Below are 17240 nucleotides of genomic sequence, written 5' to 3' on the forward strand. Positions count from 1 at the left end.
TTAAATTGGATGTCTTTTGTTATTCTTAGCTCCGAATTTGTCCATTTCCACGAATTACATATTTTGTGGAAGTTAATGCTGGAAGCCCCATTGGTCCTCTTACGTGTAATTTTTGCGTACTGATACCAATTTCCGCTCCGAATCCAAATTCGGATCCATCTGTAAAACGAGTCGATGCATTATGATAAAGTGCCGCGGCATCTACAGAAGTAAAAAACTTGCTGACGTTTTCCTCGTTTTCAGTAATAATCGCTTCAGAATGCATAGATCCATACGTATTTATATGATGAATCGCTTCTTCAACAGTGGAAACCACTTTCACTGCTAGTGTGAGAGATAAAAACTCTGTTTCCCAGTCTTCTTCTGTCGCAAGTAAGATAGAAGTATCAATCGCCACTGCTTTATTATCACCGCGTAGCTCTACTCCTCTTTCCTTCAAAGAAGAAAACAACTCGCTACCATATTGCTCTGCCCACTTCTCATGAAGAACAATCGTTTCAATCGCATTACATACAGATGGACGCTGTGTTTTTGCATTTATAATAATATTAAATGCCATTTGTTTATCCGCTGTTTCATCAATGAATATATGACAATTTCCCGCACCTGTTTCAAGTACTGGAACAGACGCTTCTCTCACAACAGTATCGATTAATTGTTTGCCACCTCTTGGAATAAGAACATCCAAGTACTCATTCAATGTAAACAGCTGTTTTGCACTATCTCTCGTTGTATCTTCTATGAGCTGTACACTTTCTGAAGGCAAGCTAGTTTGCTTAAGCGCCCGGTGAATAACGCTAACGATGGCTTTGTTAGAATGGATAGCAGAAGAACTACCACGTAGTATTACTGCGTTTCCTGTTTTTAAACAAATTGTAGCAGCATCAACAGTTACATTCGGTCTTGCCTCATAAATCATTCCGACAACACCAAGTGGTACGCGCATCTCCTGAATAGATAGTCCATTTGGTCGTTCCCATGCACTTACACATTCTCCAATAGGATCACGTAATTCAATTAACTGCTTAATACCCTCTGTCATATCAACAATTCGCTGTTCATTCAGCAAAAGGCGATCAAGGAGTGAATCAGAAAATCCTTTCTCCTTACCTTCTTCAATATCCCGTTTGTTTTCTTCTAAAATATAAGCTGTTTCTACTATCAACTGATTAGCAATTGCAGCAAGTGCTTCGTTTTTTTGATTTGTAGATTTTAGTACAAGTTCCCTAACAACCTCTTTTGCTTTTATCCCCTTTGCCAACACTTCATTCATTTTTATTTCCTCCTTTTTAAAGTGAAACCCAATAATCCCTATGGATGACTTCATAACTATGTCTCTCGCCTCTTACTTGAATATCTTGGCTTTGCATACCTTTTACATCTCTTAGTTCCTCTGCACTATATGTGCATTGTCCTTTTCCTATTACGCGCCCTTGTTGCGTTACAACCTCTACAACTTCACCCACTTGGAAAAATCCTGATACATTCGTAACACCAGCTGGAAGTAAACTCTTACCATGCTGAATGATGGCAGTAGCTGCCCCAGCATCTACTTCAATTTGTCCGCTAACAAGCGAATGCAAGGCAATCCATTGCTTGTTCATCTTCATTTCTTTTTGAGGAGCATTACCGACATACGTTCCATCACCCTTACCCTTCAAAACATCTACAAACTTTTCCTGTCCACGTCCCGTTCCGATAAATACACTCACACCAAGAGAGAGTGCTGTCTTTGCAGCATCGATTTTTGATTTCATACCGCCAGTCCCAAGTTTTGAGCCAGCATCTCCTGCAAGAGAAGAAATTTCTTCCGTAACTTCAGGAAGAAAATAATATTTTTTTGCATCCGCATTTTTCTGAGGATTTTTGTCATATAACCCGTTCACATCTGTAAAGATCATAAGCATATCCGCCGAAACAAGCCCGCTTACTAAAGCTGACAGCATATCATTATCACCGAACGTCAGCTCCTCTAAAGAGATGGAATCATTTTCATTAATAATTGGAAGAGCGGAACGGTTTAATAATTCTCCTAACGTAGCGTAAGCATTACTATACTGTTCTTTTCTAGAAAAATCACTTCTCGTCAACAAAAGTTGCGCAGTAACGATGCCATATTTACGGAATTCCTCCGTGTACGCCTGCATTAACAAACTTTGTCCGACAGCTGCTGCAGCCTGTTTCCCTTTAATCGTTACAGGTCTGCTAGGATATCCTAGCGCTGAAAAACCTGCAGCGACGGCTCCAGATGTAATTAACACAACCTCGTGCCCATCAGCTTTCAACCGAGCCAATGCGGCAACGTGATCTGAAAGCTGTTCTGTAGAGATGCCTCCATGACTATCTGCCAAGGAACTACTTCCAATCTTTACAACAATTCGTTGTTTTTTCACTTTTTTATCCCCCAAGTCTAAAATCAAAGTTTTTATAATTTACACTTCATTCACTTTGCAACTATATCTATTCTCATCAATGCTGCACTGAATTATTTAAGAGCAAAATAAAAATGACCGCTTCGCCCTTAATAAAATAAAAAGGACGAAACGGTCATTGTTCCGCGGTACCACCTTAATTGATATACATAGATATCCACTTGGTGCCTATAACGCAGGCGAACGCCTAAACTTTCATTTAAGACTCAGGGATAGGTTCGATACATTCTATACGAGGAATCTTTCAGCCGGTGAATTCCACTCTCTTTCGCAAGAAGACATATGTACTAATTCCCTTCAACGATTTTCGATCTAATTTTTTTATATTATGCGATATAGTTCGATTCGGTGTCAAGAGGTATCTTAAAAAATAAATAGAGCCACAAGTTACTTGTATGAAATTATTGCCCTACTGAATGAAAATACAAATTGATATAAGTTTAACTCATATTCATAAACATAAAACCTTACATTATAGTGTATATATTTACATAATGTCGAATATAATTAATTTTTATCTTTTAGTGTTGCAAAAAGGAATATATTCTCTTAGAATGTTTCTTTATATTGCACAGGGATGTTATTCTTATTCTAAGATAATAATATCAAACCGATATAATTGATTATAAAAGGAGCAAGATTGAGTTATTATGGATAAACAAATTGGATTCATCGGTTGCGGAAATATGGGAATGGCTATGATTGGCGGAATGATAAACAAAAAGATAGTGTCTTCAAATCATATTATTTGTTCAGATTTAAACACTGCTAATTTAAAAAATGCTAGTGAAAAATATGGGCTAACTACAACTACCGACAACAATAAAGTAGCTAAAAATGCTGATATTTTAATTTTATCAATCAAACCAGACCTATACGCATCAATAATTAATGAAATAAAAGAAGTAATCAAAAACGATGCTATCATCGTTACGATCGCTGCTGGGAAAAGTATTGAAAGTACTGAAAATGCCTTTAATAAAAAATTAAAGGTTGTAAGAGTAATGCCTAATACTCCTGCTCTTGTTGGAGAAGGAATGTCTGCATTATGCCCTAATGAAATGGTGACAGAAAAAGATTTAGAAGATGTACTAAACATTTTCAATAGTTTTGGTCAAACAGAGATCGTAAGTGAAAAATTAATGGATGTTGTCACATCCGTAAGTGGTTCTTCACCAGCTTATGTATATATGATTATAGAAGCGATGGCAGATGCTGCTGTACTAGATGGTATGCCAAGAAATCAAGCATATAAATTCGCTGCTCAAGCTGTGTTAGGCTCTGCAAAAATGGTACTAGAAACAGGAATACATCCAGGTGAATTGAAAGATATGGTTTGTTCTCCTGGTGGAACGACAATAGAAGCTGTAGCAACATTAGAGGAAAAAGGATTACGAACAGCGATTATTTCAGCTATGCAACGTTGTACGCAAAAGTCTGTTGAACTATCTGGTCAAACTAAAAAATAAAACTATAAAAGAGATTACGTTAGCTATGAATTCACATAATTTTAATTAAAAATCCACTACATGATAAACGGCCAAACTCATATAAAATTGAGCTTGGCCGTTCCACTTTTTAATTATATTAAAATAATTTAATTCGAATCTTCTTTAAAGGTTCTGTTTTATCCCTTACCTATTCCCTACTGTGATTGTGTAATTTTATTAGAAACTAATATTTTTTCAATGCATTTCGGTAACATATCTAATAGTGTTTCAAATGCGTAGTTTACATCTAGACGTTCTGTCCATTGATGTGCATCTTTTCCTACCGGCCCCATATTTAATACTGGAACATCAAACTCTTCTAATTCCTGAAGCGGAATTGAATAACCTTTATCCCATAATGGCATATTGTCTACAAGCGAACTCATTGAATCCAGTGGATACTGCAAGCCTACATAGCTTAAATCTGAAATCCCCCCAAAATAATTTTGGTTTTCAAATGTAATTTTATGATTGTAGTGTGCATACTTTTCCATTTCTACAACTACCTCTTTTATTAAAGGATTGTTGCGCGAACTCACAGCTGGATAGTACGGCGGAGCGAAGAAAAGTACAATCATCGGTGCCTTTTCTTTACATAAAATCGCTAATTTATCTACTAAATCAATCGTTACCGCACGATCATCTTTATCTTCTCTATTTTTTATAATATTAGATTGAATATGATTTATTTTTTCTTGTCCATGTTGCTCAATTGCATATGTGATAAGCTCTTCATAAGTTAATACATTTACTTTGAGATTAGGTGGTATAAATGGATTATATTTAGAAAAACGATATGCATGTTTTTCATACGACTCTTCTATTTTCTCTGCTACTTTCGTTACTTTTTGACGTAACAATGAAACTACATCTGTCATTGATTTTTCTAATAAAAACAAATTAAATAATGTAACTGCACGATGCGGAATTTGTACAGAATAATCCTCCTTTAAGTCCCTTTGAAGTAAGTTAGTTGGCGGAGGACTCGCTTCCCCTTCTACAATATCACAAAGGTCTGTGTTTAACTCTAATTCTGCTGTTATTAATGAAGCCATATAACTCCCATTTAAGCCTGCAAAAGGTTCACCTACATGTGTCTCTTTTCCATAGCAAAGAAAACCAGGTAACACTTTACCAATAGAGCCAGTGTAAATATACTTATTTTGGTCACCAGGATGTCTTGAAAACATAGGCTCTGAGTTTAAGACCGTTTTATAATCTAAGTTATGCTCTCTAGCTAAATCTAACAGTCTTGGAACAGCGGCCCTCATCCCTACAGAATTCACTTCTTCATCTGGTACAGCCAATAAAAGAACATTCCCATCGAATCTTCCTTCACATGCTTGTTCAATCATTGCCATTTGTAATGCTAGACCGCATTTCATATCCATTGTTCCTCTACCAAACAGCCATTCCCCATGTTCTATATCTTCACGTACATGGTCTGGAAGTTCATCTTTATGAGAATAAAACATAGATGTTAACTTTTTAGGATTAAATGCATCTTCTTTCCACACTCCGTAATCTTGTACATCTACAACATCAAAGTGACTTACTAGAATTACAGTATTTTTTATACTATCGCTTTTCTTTACTAGTGCTGTAACAAAATATCGTCCGTCCCCTGTCGGATTTTTTTGTAAATGATGCGGGTTTTCTTTGAAGTACTGTAAATCAGATAACTGTTCCACAACAAAGTCTGGCAATATTACTTCAGCTTCTGAACCGGTAATACTAGGAATTTCAACAAGACCGCTTAATAATTGAATCAATTGTTCTTTTGATTGCCACTTTGACATATAAATCCCCCTATTTTTCCACATTATGAAAACTAATTCCAGTATATGAATAAAAAAATGACGACAGCTATCAAAATTATAGTTCTGATGTACTGCCGATTTTTATTGATATTTCATGAGCCGCTTGTTTTACCTTGCTAATAAGAAAAGATAGTCGATCATCATTAATACGATGACTAATTAACCCAACACTTAATGCTCCTACTACTTTATGATTAAATCCGATAATAGGTGCAGCTACTGAAGCTGTCCCTTCTGTTTTTTCACCATAACTGACAGCATATCCTTCATTTTTTATTTGCTTTATTTGATTAAGAAGAATTTGCTTTTGTTCTGGTAATGAAGAAAGTAAATTTTCTACAATATGTTCCATTTCATTCGTTTTCATATTGGCAAGCATCGTTTTATTTGCGGCACCAATTGAAAGTGGAATTTGTTCCCCTAGATTATCGATAACTCGAATTTTTAAAGGACTATCAATTCTTTCAATGATAATAGAATGTGTTCCGTTTGGAATATTTAAATAGACACTTTCCTCCACTTCAGCAGCTAAACGTTTCATCACTTCTCTTGCAACAGATCTGTAGTCTACCTTCTCCAATTGACGTAACCCTATTTCCATCCACATTGGTCCAATTTTGTACTGTTTTGTCTCTGAAATTTGTGTAACTAACCCATGCTCCATTAAAGAGTTAAGTAATCTATGTACTGTACTAACCGGGAGATGTGTTCCATCAGCTATATCAGAAATAGCCCAATACTCTTTTTCATTTGTAGAATTCAATAATTTAATAATACTTATCGCTCGATCAATGGACTGTACCATAACTCGCCTCAACTTTACTCGTAATATGTTAGTATGCTTAATTAACTATCAATTTAGCAAACATTCGAAATGAAATCAATCTATTTATTTAATTTTCTAACAATAAAAACATATCACTAACAAAGAATTGAAAACGCAAACAAAAAAATATTGACTTTTCTTTTCAATTATCTGAAAATTATAACAAGATTTCACATCACGGAATACATTCCATAATACGGAAAAACATCAAACTTTATTCTATCAACTATGAAAGTGAGGAAAACAATGGCGCAAGTAAGCAATACAAACAATGAATTAAAACGGACGATGAAAAGTAGACACTTATTCATGATTGCACTCGGTGGTGTGATTGGAACGGGGTTATTTAACGGATCTGGCTTTATTATAAGTCAAGCTGGACCTGGCGGATCCGTACTTGCCTTTATGGCCGGTGGATTATTAATGTATTTCGTTATGCTATGTCTTGGTGAACTTGCTGTAGCCATGCCTGTTTCAGGTTCTTTCCAAGAATATGCCACTAAGTTCATCAATCCTGCAACTGGCTTTACAATCGGATGGTTGTATTGGTTAAGCTGGGCGAATACGACCGGTCTTGAATTTACAACTGCCGGCATTACAATGCAGCGCTGGTTTCCTGATATTCCTGTTTGGGTTTGGTGTTTAATATTTGGCGTTACAATCTTCACTATTAACGCATTATCTGCTCGTAGTTATGCAGAAACAGAATTTTGGTTTTCAAGTATAAAAGTATCTGCCATTATCGCTTTCATTATTCTTGGCGGCGCCGCTATGTTCGGTTTTATTGATTTAAAAGGTGACGAACCCGCTCCGCTATTATCAAATTTCGTAAATCACGGTGGTTTATTCCCAAATGGACTTGCAGCTATTCTTTTAACAATGGTTACAGTCAACTATTCCTTCCAAGGTACAGAACTTGTTGGAATCGCAGCAGGTGAAAGTGAAGATCCAGCAAAAACTTTACCTCGTTCTATTAGAAATATTATATGGCGAACAATGTTTTTCTTCGTCTTAGCAATTTTTGTTCTTGTTGCTTTAATTCCTTGGGAAGAAGCTGGTTTAACAAAGAGCCCATTCGTTGCTGTTTTTGATAATATCGGTATTCCATATGCAGCTGATATTATGAACTTTGTTATTCTTACAGCTGTTCTTTCTGTCGCAAACTCTGGGCTGTACGCCGCAACTCGTATGCTTTGGTCACTATCAAAAAATGAAATGGCTCCAGCATTTTTAAAGAAATTGTCATCACGTGGGATTCCTCTCAACGCTTTAATCATGACGATAGCTATTTCTGCTTTTTCTCTTTTGACAAGCGTAGTAGCTGCTGAAACTGTTTACTTATGGCTCATTTCAATTTCCGGAGTTATTACCATTATTGTTTGGATGTCAATTTGTGTTTCTCAATTCTTTTTCCGCAAACATTATTTAGCAAACGGTGGAAAATTAGAAGACTTAAAATTTAAAACTCCACTTTATCCACTCGTACCAATTCTTGGTTTTGGATTGTATGGCATTATATTAATCAGTCTTATTTTTATCCCAGAACAACGACTTGGAATCTATTGCACTGTACCATTTATCATCTTTTGCTACACTTACTATCACTTTAAAGTTAAGAAAAGAAATTCTACTAACACTCATAGTGAAACTAAAATTAGCGAGACTTCGTAATATTTGACGATACATAAAAGACCACACATGGCGTTTCACTTCATGTGTGGTCTTTTATCGTTCCTTCTCTCATTTCCCCCTACTATTGAAAGAATTATTTATAACACTTTAAGTTCTGGATTGCTCAGGTGAACTTTGGGTTGAAAAATGAGCATTTCTATACCTTTCCCGAAATTTCAAGTTCTGCTAATGATGTTGTAGAAAGTGTTAATGTAGTAAATACTATAATACTAACAATTACTATTTTTACTATTCATAAGTTGATGATTCTGCTTACTATTACTGTTTTGTTTTGATATATTTAATATATATTTAAAGACAGACAGGAGTTAGATACGATGATAAAAGGTTTTGGAGGAATATTTTGGAGAACTAAGAATCTTGAAGTTATAAAAAAATGGTACAGTGAAGTGTTGAAACTTGATATAGAAGATTGGAATGGAACTGTGATTATACCCCAGTTAGGAAATGAGACCATCTTTTCTTTCTTTACAGAGAATGACAATTATTTTCCAAAAGAACAACAAGTGATGTTAAATTTCGAAGTACATAATCTAAACGAGACTATAAAGCATCTTGAGAATATTGGTGTACCTCTTGAGAAGAAAGAAGAAATCAGTGAATTTGGACAGTTTATTTGGATTAAGGATCCTGAAGGTCGATTGATCGAACTTTGGGAGAAATAGTGGATTCTACTTATTTACTATTAAGTTAACAGCTGCGTTAATACATCAAGGTAAATAAAAAAGTCGATTCCTTTAACTCCACAGGAAATCGATTTTTTTTGGAGTTAAACTTCTTAGCTTTGTAAATCCTCATTTTTCAAATTCTACCCTATGGCCACCAACTTAAAAACATAAAAAAACGCTATTCTTACGAAAAGAATAGCGTTTTTCATTATTTAAATATGATTTCATCTGAATTTAATAGATATATCCCCTCTCCTACAAAAGTAGTAGAGTGTTCATTTAAACACTTACTACCTCAGTGGGATTTATCACATTCCAATTTCAATATAATAGTAAATAGGTATATCGGATATAGATGTACATTACTAGGCTTATACATATTTCAACTTTAGAATTACATTCACTATTTAATTGGTAGTTACCAATAAAGAAAGGAATGATCATAATAATACAGAACATATACGAAACTCATTTACATGTAAGAAATTTAGAAAACGCAATAAATTTCTATCAAAACAAGCTAGGATTAACGTTAGCAAGAAAATTCTCCAAAAGAAGAGTGGCTTTCTTTTGGATCGGAGAAAATAAACAACAAATGCTTGGACTATGGGAAGTACATAACATTGAAGACTTTGAGCCGAGACATTTTGCTTTTGGTGTAAATTTAGAGTTTTTAATGACTTCTAAAGCGTGGTTAGAGGAACGTGGAATAGCAGTGATAGGAAGTCAAGGAAAAGGAAGTCAAGGAAAAGGAAATCAAAAGCCAATTGTCCAAAGGTGGATGCCTGCTGCAAGTGTATACTTTCTAGATTGTGATGGAAATAAATTAGAATTCATTTCTATGTTACATGAGAATCCAGATGAATTAGAATATGCGTCCTATTTAAGTGTATGGAATGAGGAACACCAAGAAAAATGAATGGAATTTCCGTTCAAGTCTTTTCTTATTTTTGGATATAATGTTGTACGATTCCCCTTTTGCTATTAATTTTCTTCGGATTTATGAACAGTTATCGTAATGGAAAATTCATGATAACTCCATTTGTTAACATAATGTATTTATTGTCATCTTATATTTGTACTTACGTACGAGCAATTCCTAATCTGCTTCAATTACAATTTGAATTATGTAAATTTTCTTCTTATCTGGCATCTACTCTTTAAACACAAACTCCCCTTAAATCGAAAATGATTAAGGGGAGTATTATATACGATGCAATTATAGTTCAGATTTCACTCGAACAGAAACATTATTTTTAATTATATTTTTGACATCTTTAAAGCTAACAAAATTGTTACTTTTCTCATCCCAAAGACGGAAACGTAGTGATTGTAAGCTTGTAGCAAGCGTAATCGTTGGTACATTTTTTAAAGGAAGCGTATTGTTGTGTGCCTCTTCTAGTTTATAGTTAGGTACTCTTGGACTTAAATGGTGAACATGATGGAATCCAATATTACCCGTTAGAAATTGCAAAATTTTTGGAAGTTTATAAAAAGAACTTCCCTCCACTGCCGCTTTCACATATTCCCACTCTTTATCTTCTTCAAAATACGAATCCTCGAATGTGTGCTGTACGTAAAACAACCAAATACCTATTGAACCTGCTATTAAAAATATAGAACCATGTACTAAAAGAAACGATTGCCATCCAATTGCCCAGCAAAGCATTCCTATAATAGCAACGATTAAAATATTTGTTAAATAAGTGTTCATACGTTCTTTTTTTCTAGCACCTTTTCGGTTAAATCTATTTTTAAGCAGGAAAACATAAATTGGGCCTAACCCAAACATAACGAATGGATTGCGATATAAACGATATGCTAAACGGAGTCTAAATGGTGCTGCTACATATTCATCTACTGTAAGCGTCCAAATATCCCCTGTACCCCTCTTATCCAAATTACCACTCGTAGCGTGGTGAATAGAATGCTCATGCCCCCACTGATCAAATGGGAATAATGTTAAAACACCCATACACGTTCCAACTATTCTATTTGCACGTCGACTTTTAAAGAATGAATAATGGGTACAATCATGAAAAATAATGAAAATCCTTGTCATAAATCCAGCGGCTAACAGTGCTGGAACTAATGTTAACCAATAAGAAACTGACAAACTTTTATAAGCAAGGTACCATAAAATAATAAATGGCACGATTGTGTTGATCAGTTGCCAAACACTTTTTTTAATCGTTGATTTTTCAAAAGGAGCAACTTGTTTTTTTAAATTTTTAGTATTTTCTAAGGTCATTGTTCTAATTCCTTTCCTTTTTGTTGCTAATTCATATTATAGCACACTATTAGTATCAGGTGTTAAAAGTAGCTATAATAAATATTTTATACTATGAAAATCTCTTTTTTCTTACTCATTACTTACAAATTTCTTACGTCCAAAATAGCTTCTATAATTGGACAGACGGAGCATTTTATGTATCAAAAAAACTTCATATTTTTCCAATAAGTACATAAAAAACAGCGAGTTTTTTCACAAGAAGAAAAAAGCTGCAATCAGTCAGTTTCACCGACTTATCGCAGCTTCTCTTCTTTTTACCTTATTTTATCGATGAAGCCAAACTGCACCTGCAGACTTGTCTTCAGCTTGGCCTACTACTTCAAACTTCAGTCCTAGCTTCGGTAACTTACGTCCTGCATCAGGAATAACGCTGTTGATGTATTGCTTAGAATCATCAAATTTTGCCACTCCTGGTAATCCTTTATAATCAAAGATACCGCGTGTTGGTGAATTTACTTTCCATGCTGGTGTTTGATCAAATGAGAATGCCGCATCGGCAATTTGATAACGCGTACTGCTCTTCACAGTAGGTTGTCCGTTTAATGTCCCTACAATTGCCTCTGGATGAGAATCTACTACTCCTAAGAACCCTTCACCTGGATGAACGCCTACCCAGTTATCTGTAAAGCTTTGATCCGCATACCATACAACCATTCCTGTATTAAATACTGGGCCACGTGCATGTTGTAACGCAGTGTCAGAACCAGCGTAATTTCTCCACTCTACATAGTAATTATGTTTTTTCTGTTCAAATCCGTTAGACACAGTAAAGCCTTTTAACGTCATTGCTGGCTGACCTTCTGCATCATCAGAGAAAACAACTTTTCCATCTACAGTTAAGGCTGCATTATCTAACGCAAATCCTTTATAAGCTACTGCAATATCTGTTAAGTACTCAAATTGCAGTTTTACTTTTTTCCCTTTGAATTGGCTTAAATCGTATGATTTATCAACCCATTTACCATCAGTTGTATCCGCGCCGCCTTTTACATCTTTTTCGCCCATTCTATCAATGCGTGTCTTCGTTCCATCTTCTGCAATCGCATATACGTCAAGGAAATCATACTTCGCTTCAAGTTCGTAAAATGCCTTATAATCGAACTTAGCATCCTTTGCATTTGTTAAGTCAAATACTGGTGTCTCAAGTGTTGTATGAATGTCATTTCCTTTTGTACTGTAATAGAACTTCTTACCAAACGCCGATTCGATATTTTTTATATCTTTGTCCGGCAAGTTAACACGAACAATTCCAGGTCGTTTAGATTTTGTAGTACTTTGATCTACATATGTTGCAACACCGATTCCTTTGCTAAGTTTGTCATAATCTACTTCAAGAATATTCGCCCAGTTCCCCTTCATATTCTTTTGGAAAAACTCTTTATTTTGTGGCGAGAAACTCGTTGGCTCTGTTCCTGCAATTTTTCCAGCCCAGCTACCACCACTCATAATAGACCATGACTCAACAGGTTCACCTTGTCCTGAGTACTTTGTATCATATTCATCTGGTAAGCCTAAATCATGGCCATACTCATGTGCAAACACACCAACTGCTCCGTCTTCAGGCTCGATTGTATAATCATATGCAGCCATCTTTCCGCCCCAGTTCGAAACAGAAGATTTCGTGCCATCAATTGCATATGGTTTTGAACCTAGTTTTGAACGATGTGACCAAATCGCATCATCTTTCAATTTACCGCCGCCAGCTTCTTGACCAACGCCAGCATGTACAACCATTAAATGATCAATAATGCCATCTGGCTCATTTTTATTTCCATCACCATCTTGATCGTATTGATCAAATTGGTCATAGTCTGCTAAATTGATTCCTTTTGCTACCGCTGCTTTTAATGCTTCTTTCACAAAATCTTTTGGTCCTAAAGGCCCCTTGTTATCATGCCCAGTACCCGCATCAGCACCATAATCTGATGCTTTTCCTGGAACAGTAAGCCACTCTGTTACAGTCCCATCAACTGTATAGCTACCACCAGATTGTTCTTCATAATATTGCTTAAATGTGTTAATCTTCGATCCATCAAATAAAGTGAATGGTTCATCACCAAATAACATTTTTTGATAATGTTCACGATTAAAGTCCTTAGAATACATGTATCCTGGCTCTTGATCAATATTGTTATGCTTAAAATCGCTAAATTCTACAAGTAAAACAAGTACTTTATCTTTTCGAACAGCTCCATTGTATTCTTCTTGCTTCGCTGATGTAGTAGGTACTTTTCCATTTAATTTCCCTGGATTCAATGCTGCACCTTGTCCAGCTACTGGGCCTACTTCAGGCTGCTGTGCCTGTTCATTTTCCTTCATTTTTGTATCTTTTACTTTTTTCATAAAATCAGAAGCTTCTTGTGTAAGACTATCTCCTGTTAAGATTTCTTTCCCAGGGTTTTCTCCTTTCTTTTTCTCAACATATTTTTCGACAGCCTTTGACGTCTCAGCTTGTGATGCAGATTGATCAATTACCCCCCGTTGTTTTAGCGCTTCTGCCAAACGCTCCTCCGGTATTAAGTGCTCATCTATTGGTAGAGATGATGTTGGTGTCTCAGCATAAGCTGCGTGACCTCCAAAAGCAAACGTACTACTTAGTACTGCTGCTGTTGTTAATACCGCTAATGGTTTTAATTTCTTTTTCTTTTTCAATGTATTTCCTCCCCAGTGTCTGCAAATTATCGTTTTTTGCCGATAACAACATAATATTCGTTATAATACGAATATTCAATCTTTTTCAACAAATAAAATGTTGAGAAATATTTTTTTATGCAGGGTGAAATACATAAGATATAAAAACAAACAGACTCTCCTATAAATAACAGTGAACTTTTATATGTTCTTAGTTACAATTAAAATCCAGTAAATCTGGGATTCATACTTTTTTAATAAAAATAAGAATTAAATATTTTCTATACTATTTAATCTATGGATTACCATATTACTCACTATTCTCATTATTACAAGCTAATAGTGGTTCGTACATCATTATAGCGTGATTCTCTGTTACATATTGATCTTCTATTAACTGTTTCTGTTGATTATATACTTTACGTTGAATCACATTATGTCGTATATAACCGCCCCAGTATGCAGGTTGAATTGAATGTTCTTTCTCATACACTTCATATTGATAAAGTTGCGGATAGACTGTTCTCCATTCACCAACTAAATATTCATCTGTCATATAAAGATGAAGTTGATACGGTTGGTCCGTTTCATTTTTAATTTGTAAATCCAAATAGTTATAGGAACAAGTTGCTCCACTCCCAAACGGTTGAGTTCGCCTAGAATCAGGAAAGACATCAAAGCTATGACGATATCGTTCTGTTACTGTCAGTGGTGTATGTAAAGTCATCCAATATATTAAATTCGAAAGCTGACAAAGACCTCCTCCAATACCTGTTTGAAAAGATCCGTAGTGTAATACCATACCTTCTACATACCCTTTTTTCCTCGTAGGCTTACCTATTAAACGCCAGTAAGAAAATGTTTCTCCTGGTCTAATGACGATACCATTTAGTTTTTTAACAGCAATTTTCAAATTAACAACCTTATTCTGTTGATACCACATATCTACATCTTTGAGCTTACGGAGTAATATCGTTCGGTGCTGAATTGCTGTACAAGGTAGCTTTTCTTGTTGGAACCTTTTTGCATATGTTTTTCCGTCTGATAACCACTGAATATACCTCTTTGTAGAGTAATACCACGTCCCTAGCATAATTCGATACTTAGAACGCTGTTTAGGACGTAAGTGCACTATATTCATTTTATTCCCTCTCTCTTTCTTCAAATAAATTCTAATATATCTCTAATTCAATAAACTACAGTTTTCTTAGCGGCATAATAATTTTTGTAAATAAAAAACGCAAAAAAATAATAAATTTACTCTAGTGGAGATTTTATTTTGAGGATTGCTTTCTAATTATATGAAACTGCGCTACAATACGATAAATTGAAATAAACACATTATAAATATAACGGATAACCTTAAATAAAAAATAATGAAAATTAAAGAAATTCTAAAGTATTAATATATTTTTCGTAAATATTAATTGATAATACATTAGACTTTACTATATGTATAAATTCTCTATTCTACAAAACGAAATTTTTTAATGTAAGAAAAGAATATAATTCCCCTTTAACATTTATACAAGTCTCCTCTGAAAAACTTTACAAAACAATCCGAGCCCTTATATTTAGAATGAACACAAAAAATTGCCACCAGTTAGCTTAACTGGTTGGCAATTTTTTAACGAGAATGCTTTACAAATAGTTGAATTGCTTCTTGTGGTACATAGCACTTTCCATTACTCTCTACAATAATACTTCCTAATTCATACCCTTTACCATTGATACGAATTATATTTTTGTTACCAAATAGTTGTGCTTCTACTTTATTATGTTTTACCACAAGTAACGGGTTTACTCCTTCGGTTTTGTCGGCTGTTACAGTTGCACCGATTTTCTTAAAGGCTTGCTCACTCTCTAAAAATATTTTATTCGTTACTTCTTCTAAGTTAAAGCCCATCGCTTTGGCCATCGTCTTCGCAATGTCTGTATTCTGGATTAAGCCTTCTGGTTTTTGAGGTCCATAAGAATATAAGAATACATCCTCACCTGTATGTCCTCCTGTCGTAAAGCCGATATTTGCACGATTAGCCAATAATGTAGTAAGGATTCGTCCTACATCCATTTTCTTTTTTTCCGCTTTTAATTTTTCTTTTTCATCATGAGTTAGATTATCCAAACCGTATAGTTTAGCTACATCTTCTACATTTGATAAATCAGATTTCAGTTTATTTATAGTTCCTTCAAGTGTCATTTTCGCCTTTTTCAATGGATCAATGTATGCAGAAACCGGTGTAGTATTGTATCCTTTTGTCGTATTCCTATTCCCTATAGAGATGCCGCTGTTACCATGATCAGTTAAAGCGATAAGCATCGTATCCCCATCTTTCTTCGCAAATTGTAACGCCTTTGCTACCGCTTCATCAAATGCCAATACATCGCTAATAATCCCAATCGGATCATTAGCATGAGCTGCCCAATCTGGCTTACTACCTTCTACGAATAAAAAGAAGCCATCTTTATCTTTTGATAATGTTTGAATTGCTTTTTCTGTCATTTGAGAAAGTGTTGGTTGTTCTGGATTTGTTGCTATACGATCCATATCAAACGCAAGAGCATGATGTGAGAAAGAGCCCCAAATTTTATTAGATTTGGAGTTCAATAACGCATCTTTCGTTTCAACAAAATCGTATCCTTTGTCTTGAATCACCTTTACTAAATTTTCACCATCTTTTCGGATTCCATTACTTTTTATAGGTAGAAGCGCCGCTTTTCCCCCGCCTAATACGACATCTATATTTTGATATACTTGCTGCTTCGCAATTACGTTAAATTGCTTGCGATTGACATGGTGAGCTGAGAATCCCGCCGGAGTAGCATGCTGAATTTCAGATGTAGCAACAATTCCCGTTGCACGACCAGTACGTTTTGCACCTTCTAATACGTTTGCGACCGGCCGTAACTTGTCCTCTTCTTTTATTGGCTTTAAGCTAGGTGAATTTACAATAGAAGGTAGTACACCTACATATCCTGAATTTGATTTATTTCCAGTTGCTAATGCTGTTGCTGCTGGCGCTGAGTCTGTAATAGCTGATTCCGCCGAAAACGTACGAACACCTCCTGTTACAATTTGATCTAACGTAAGCGGTGCCCCTTTATACCAGCGAGCCAATGTTGTCGCCGTTGAACTCGTTCCGTCCATAACCATCATAATTATATTTTTAGGCTGGTGTTCTATTTTTTTCATCTTAGCTTTGGCCGCATGATAATTCACCATACTTTCCGTACTTAATACGCTTACTATTATAGCTCCCACTAATAGTAATTTTTTCATCTTCACACCATAATTCAACATGATTGTTCCTCCATAAACTTTGCATTCATTTAAATACAACTTATTTCCTTTTCCATTCCAAAACCTACATATGTTTTATTAGTTCCC

General features: G+C 35.2%; 12 protein-coding genes and 1 other annotated feature. Of the genes, 4 read left to right on the top strand and 8 right to left on the bottom strand.

Features of this window, described 5'->3' with window-relative positions:
- Positions 1-25: 25 nt before the first annotated feature.
- Positions 26-1273 carry a glutamate-5-semialdehyde dehydrogenase gene (locus ACYFX0_RS24205; protein WP_044798023.1) on the bottom strand — a complete coding sequence of 416 codons (1248 nt, stop codon included), beginning with the start codon at positions 1271-1273 and terminating at the stop codon, positions 26-28.
- A gap of 16 nt (positions 1274-1289) precedes the next feature.
- Positions 1290-2393 carry a glutamate 5-kinase gene (proB, locus tag ACYFX0_RS24210; protein ID WP_042598170.1) on the bottom strand — a complete coding sequence of 368 codons (1104 nt, stop codon included), beginning with the start codon at positions 2391-2393 and terminating at the stop codon, positions 1290-1292.
- Positions 2394-2531: 138 nt separating this feature from the next.
- Positions 2532-2742, bottom strand: a binding site (T-box leader).
- 340 nt (positions 2743-3082) lie between these two features.
- On the opposite strand from proB, the gene proC reads away from it, so the two are divergent.
- On the top strand, positions 3083-3901 hold the full coding sequence (proC, locus tag ACYFX0_RS24215; protein ID WP_106081964.1) for a pyrroline-5-carboxylate reductase: 819 nt from the start codon (positions 3083-3085) through the stop codon (positions 3899-3901).
- Positions 3902-4077: 176 nt separating this feature from the next.
- Here the strand turns inward: proC and ACYFX0_RS24220 are convergent, their stop codons facing one another.
- Both ACYFX0_RS24220 and ACYFX0_RS24225 read right to left on the bottom strand, forming a co-directional pair.
- Positions 4078-5745: a M20/M25/M40 family metallo-hydrolase gene (locus tag ACYFX0_RS24220; protein ID WP_137073713.1), complete on the bottom strand. Its 1668-nt coding sequence runs from the start codon at positions 5743-5745 to the stop codon at positions 4078-4080.
- 52 nt (positions 5746-5797) lie between these two features.
- Positions 5798-6547, bottom strand: coding sequence for an IclR family transcriptional regulator (locus ACYFX0_RS24225; protein ID WP_000250751.1), 750 nt, complete (start codon positions 6545-6547; stop codon positions 5798-5800).
- A gap of 267 nt (positions 6548-6814) precedes the next feature.
- Between ACYFX0_RS24225 and ACYFX0_RS24230 the strand changes: the two genes are divergently transcribed.
- The 3 genes from ACYFX0_RS24230 to ACYFX0_RS24240 all read left to right on the top strand — a co-directional run bounded on the left by ACYFX0_RS24230 (position 6815) and on the right by ACYFX0_RS24240 (position 9847).
- Positions 6815-8239, top strand: a complete 1425-nt coding sequence (locus ACYFX0_RS24230) for an amino acid permease (protein WP_106081962.1) — start codon at positions 6815-6817, stop codon at positions 8237-8239.
- Positions 8240-8577: 338 nt separating this feature from the next.
- Positions 8578-8925 (top strand): VOC family protein, encoded by a 348-nt coding sequence (locus ACYFX0_RS24235; protein ID WP_460271978.1) that lies wholly within the window; start codon positions 8578-8580, stop codon positions 8923-8925.
- A gap of 448 nt (positions 8926-9373) precedes the next feature.
- Positions 9374-9847: a VOC family protein gene (locus ACYFX0_RS24240; protein WP_460271988.1), complete on the top strand. Its 474-nt coding sequence runs from the start codon at positions 9374-9376 to the stop codon at positions 9845-9847.
- A 300-nt stretch (positions 9848-10147) separates the two neighbouring features.
- On the opposite strand, the gene desA is transcribed toward ACYFX0_RS24240, so the two are convergent.
- The 4 genes from desA to ACYFX0_RS24260 form a co-directional block, all read right to left on the bottom strand.
- Positions 10148-11179: a Delta(5) desaturase DesA gene (desA, locus tag ACYFX0_RS24245; RefSeq protein WP_106081960.1), complete on the bottom strand. Its 1032-nt coding sequence runs from the start codon at positions 11177-11179 to the stop codon at positions 10148-10150.
- A gap of 306 nt (positions 11180-11485) precedes the next feature.
- The gene (locus ACYFX0_RS24250) at positions 11486-13873 is read right to left on the bottom strand and encodes an immune inhibitor A domain-containing protein (protein WP_000727453.1); all 2388 of its coding nucleotides are present in this window, start codon (positions 13871-13873) and stop codon (positions 11486-11488) included.
- A gap of 289 nt (positions 13874-14162) precedes the next feature.
- The gene (locus ACYFX0_RS24255) at positions 14163-14993 is read right to left on the bottom strand and encodes a VanW family protein (protein ID WP_001028246.1); all 831 of its coding nucleotides are present in this window, start codon (positions 14991-14993) and stop codon (positions 14163-14165) included.
- A gap of 486 nt (positions 14994-15479) precedes the next feature.
- The gene (locus ACYFX0_RS24260) at positions 15480-17153 is read right to left on the bottom strand and encodes an alkaline phosphatase (protein WP_106081959.1); all 1674 of its coding nucleotides are present in this window, start codon (positions 17151-17153) and stop codon (positions 15480-15482) included.
- Positions 17154-17240 lie beyond the last annotated feature (87 nt).

Source organism: Bacillus sp. NEAU-Y102, from assembly GCF_054788175.1.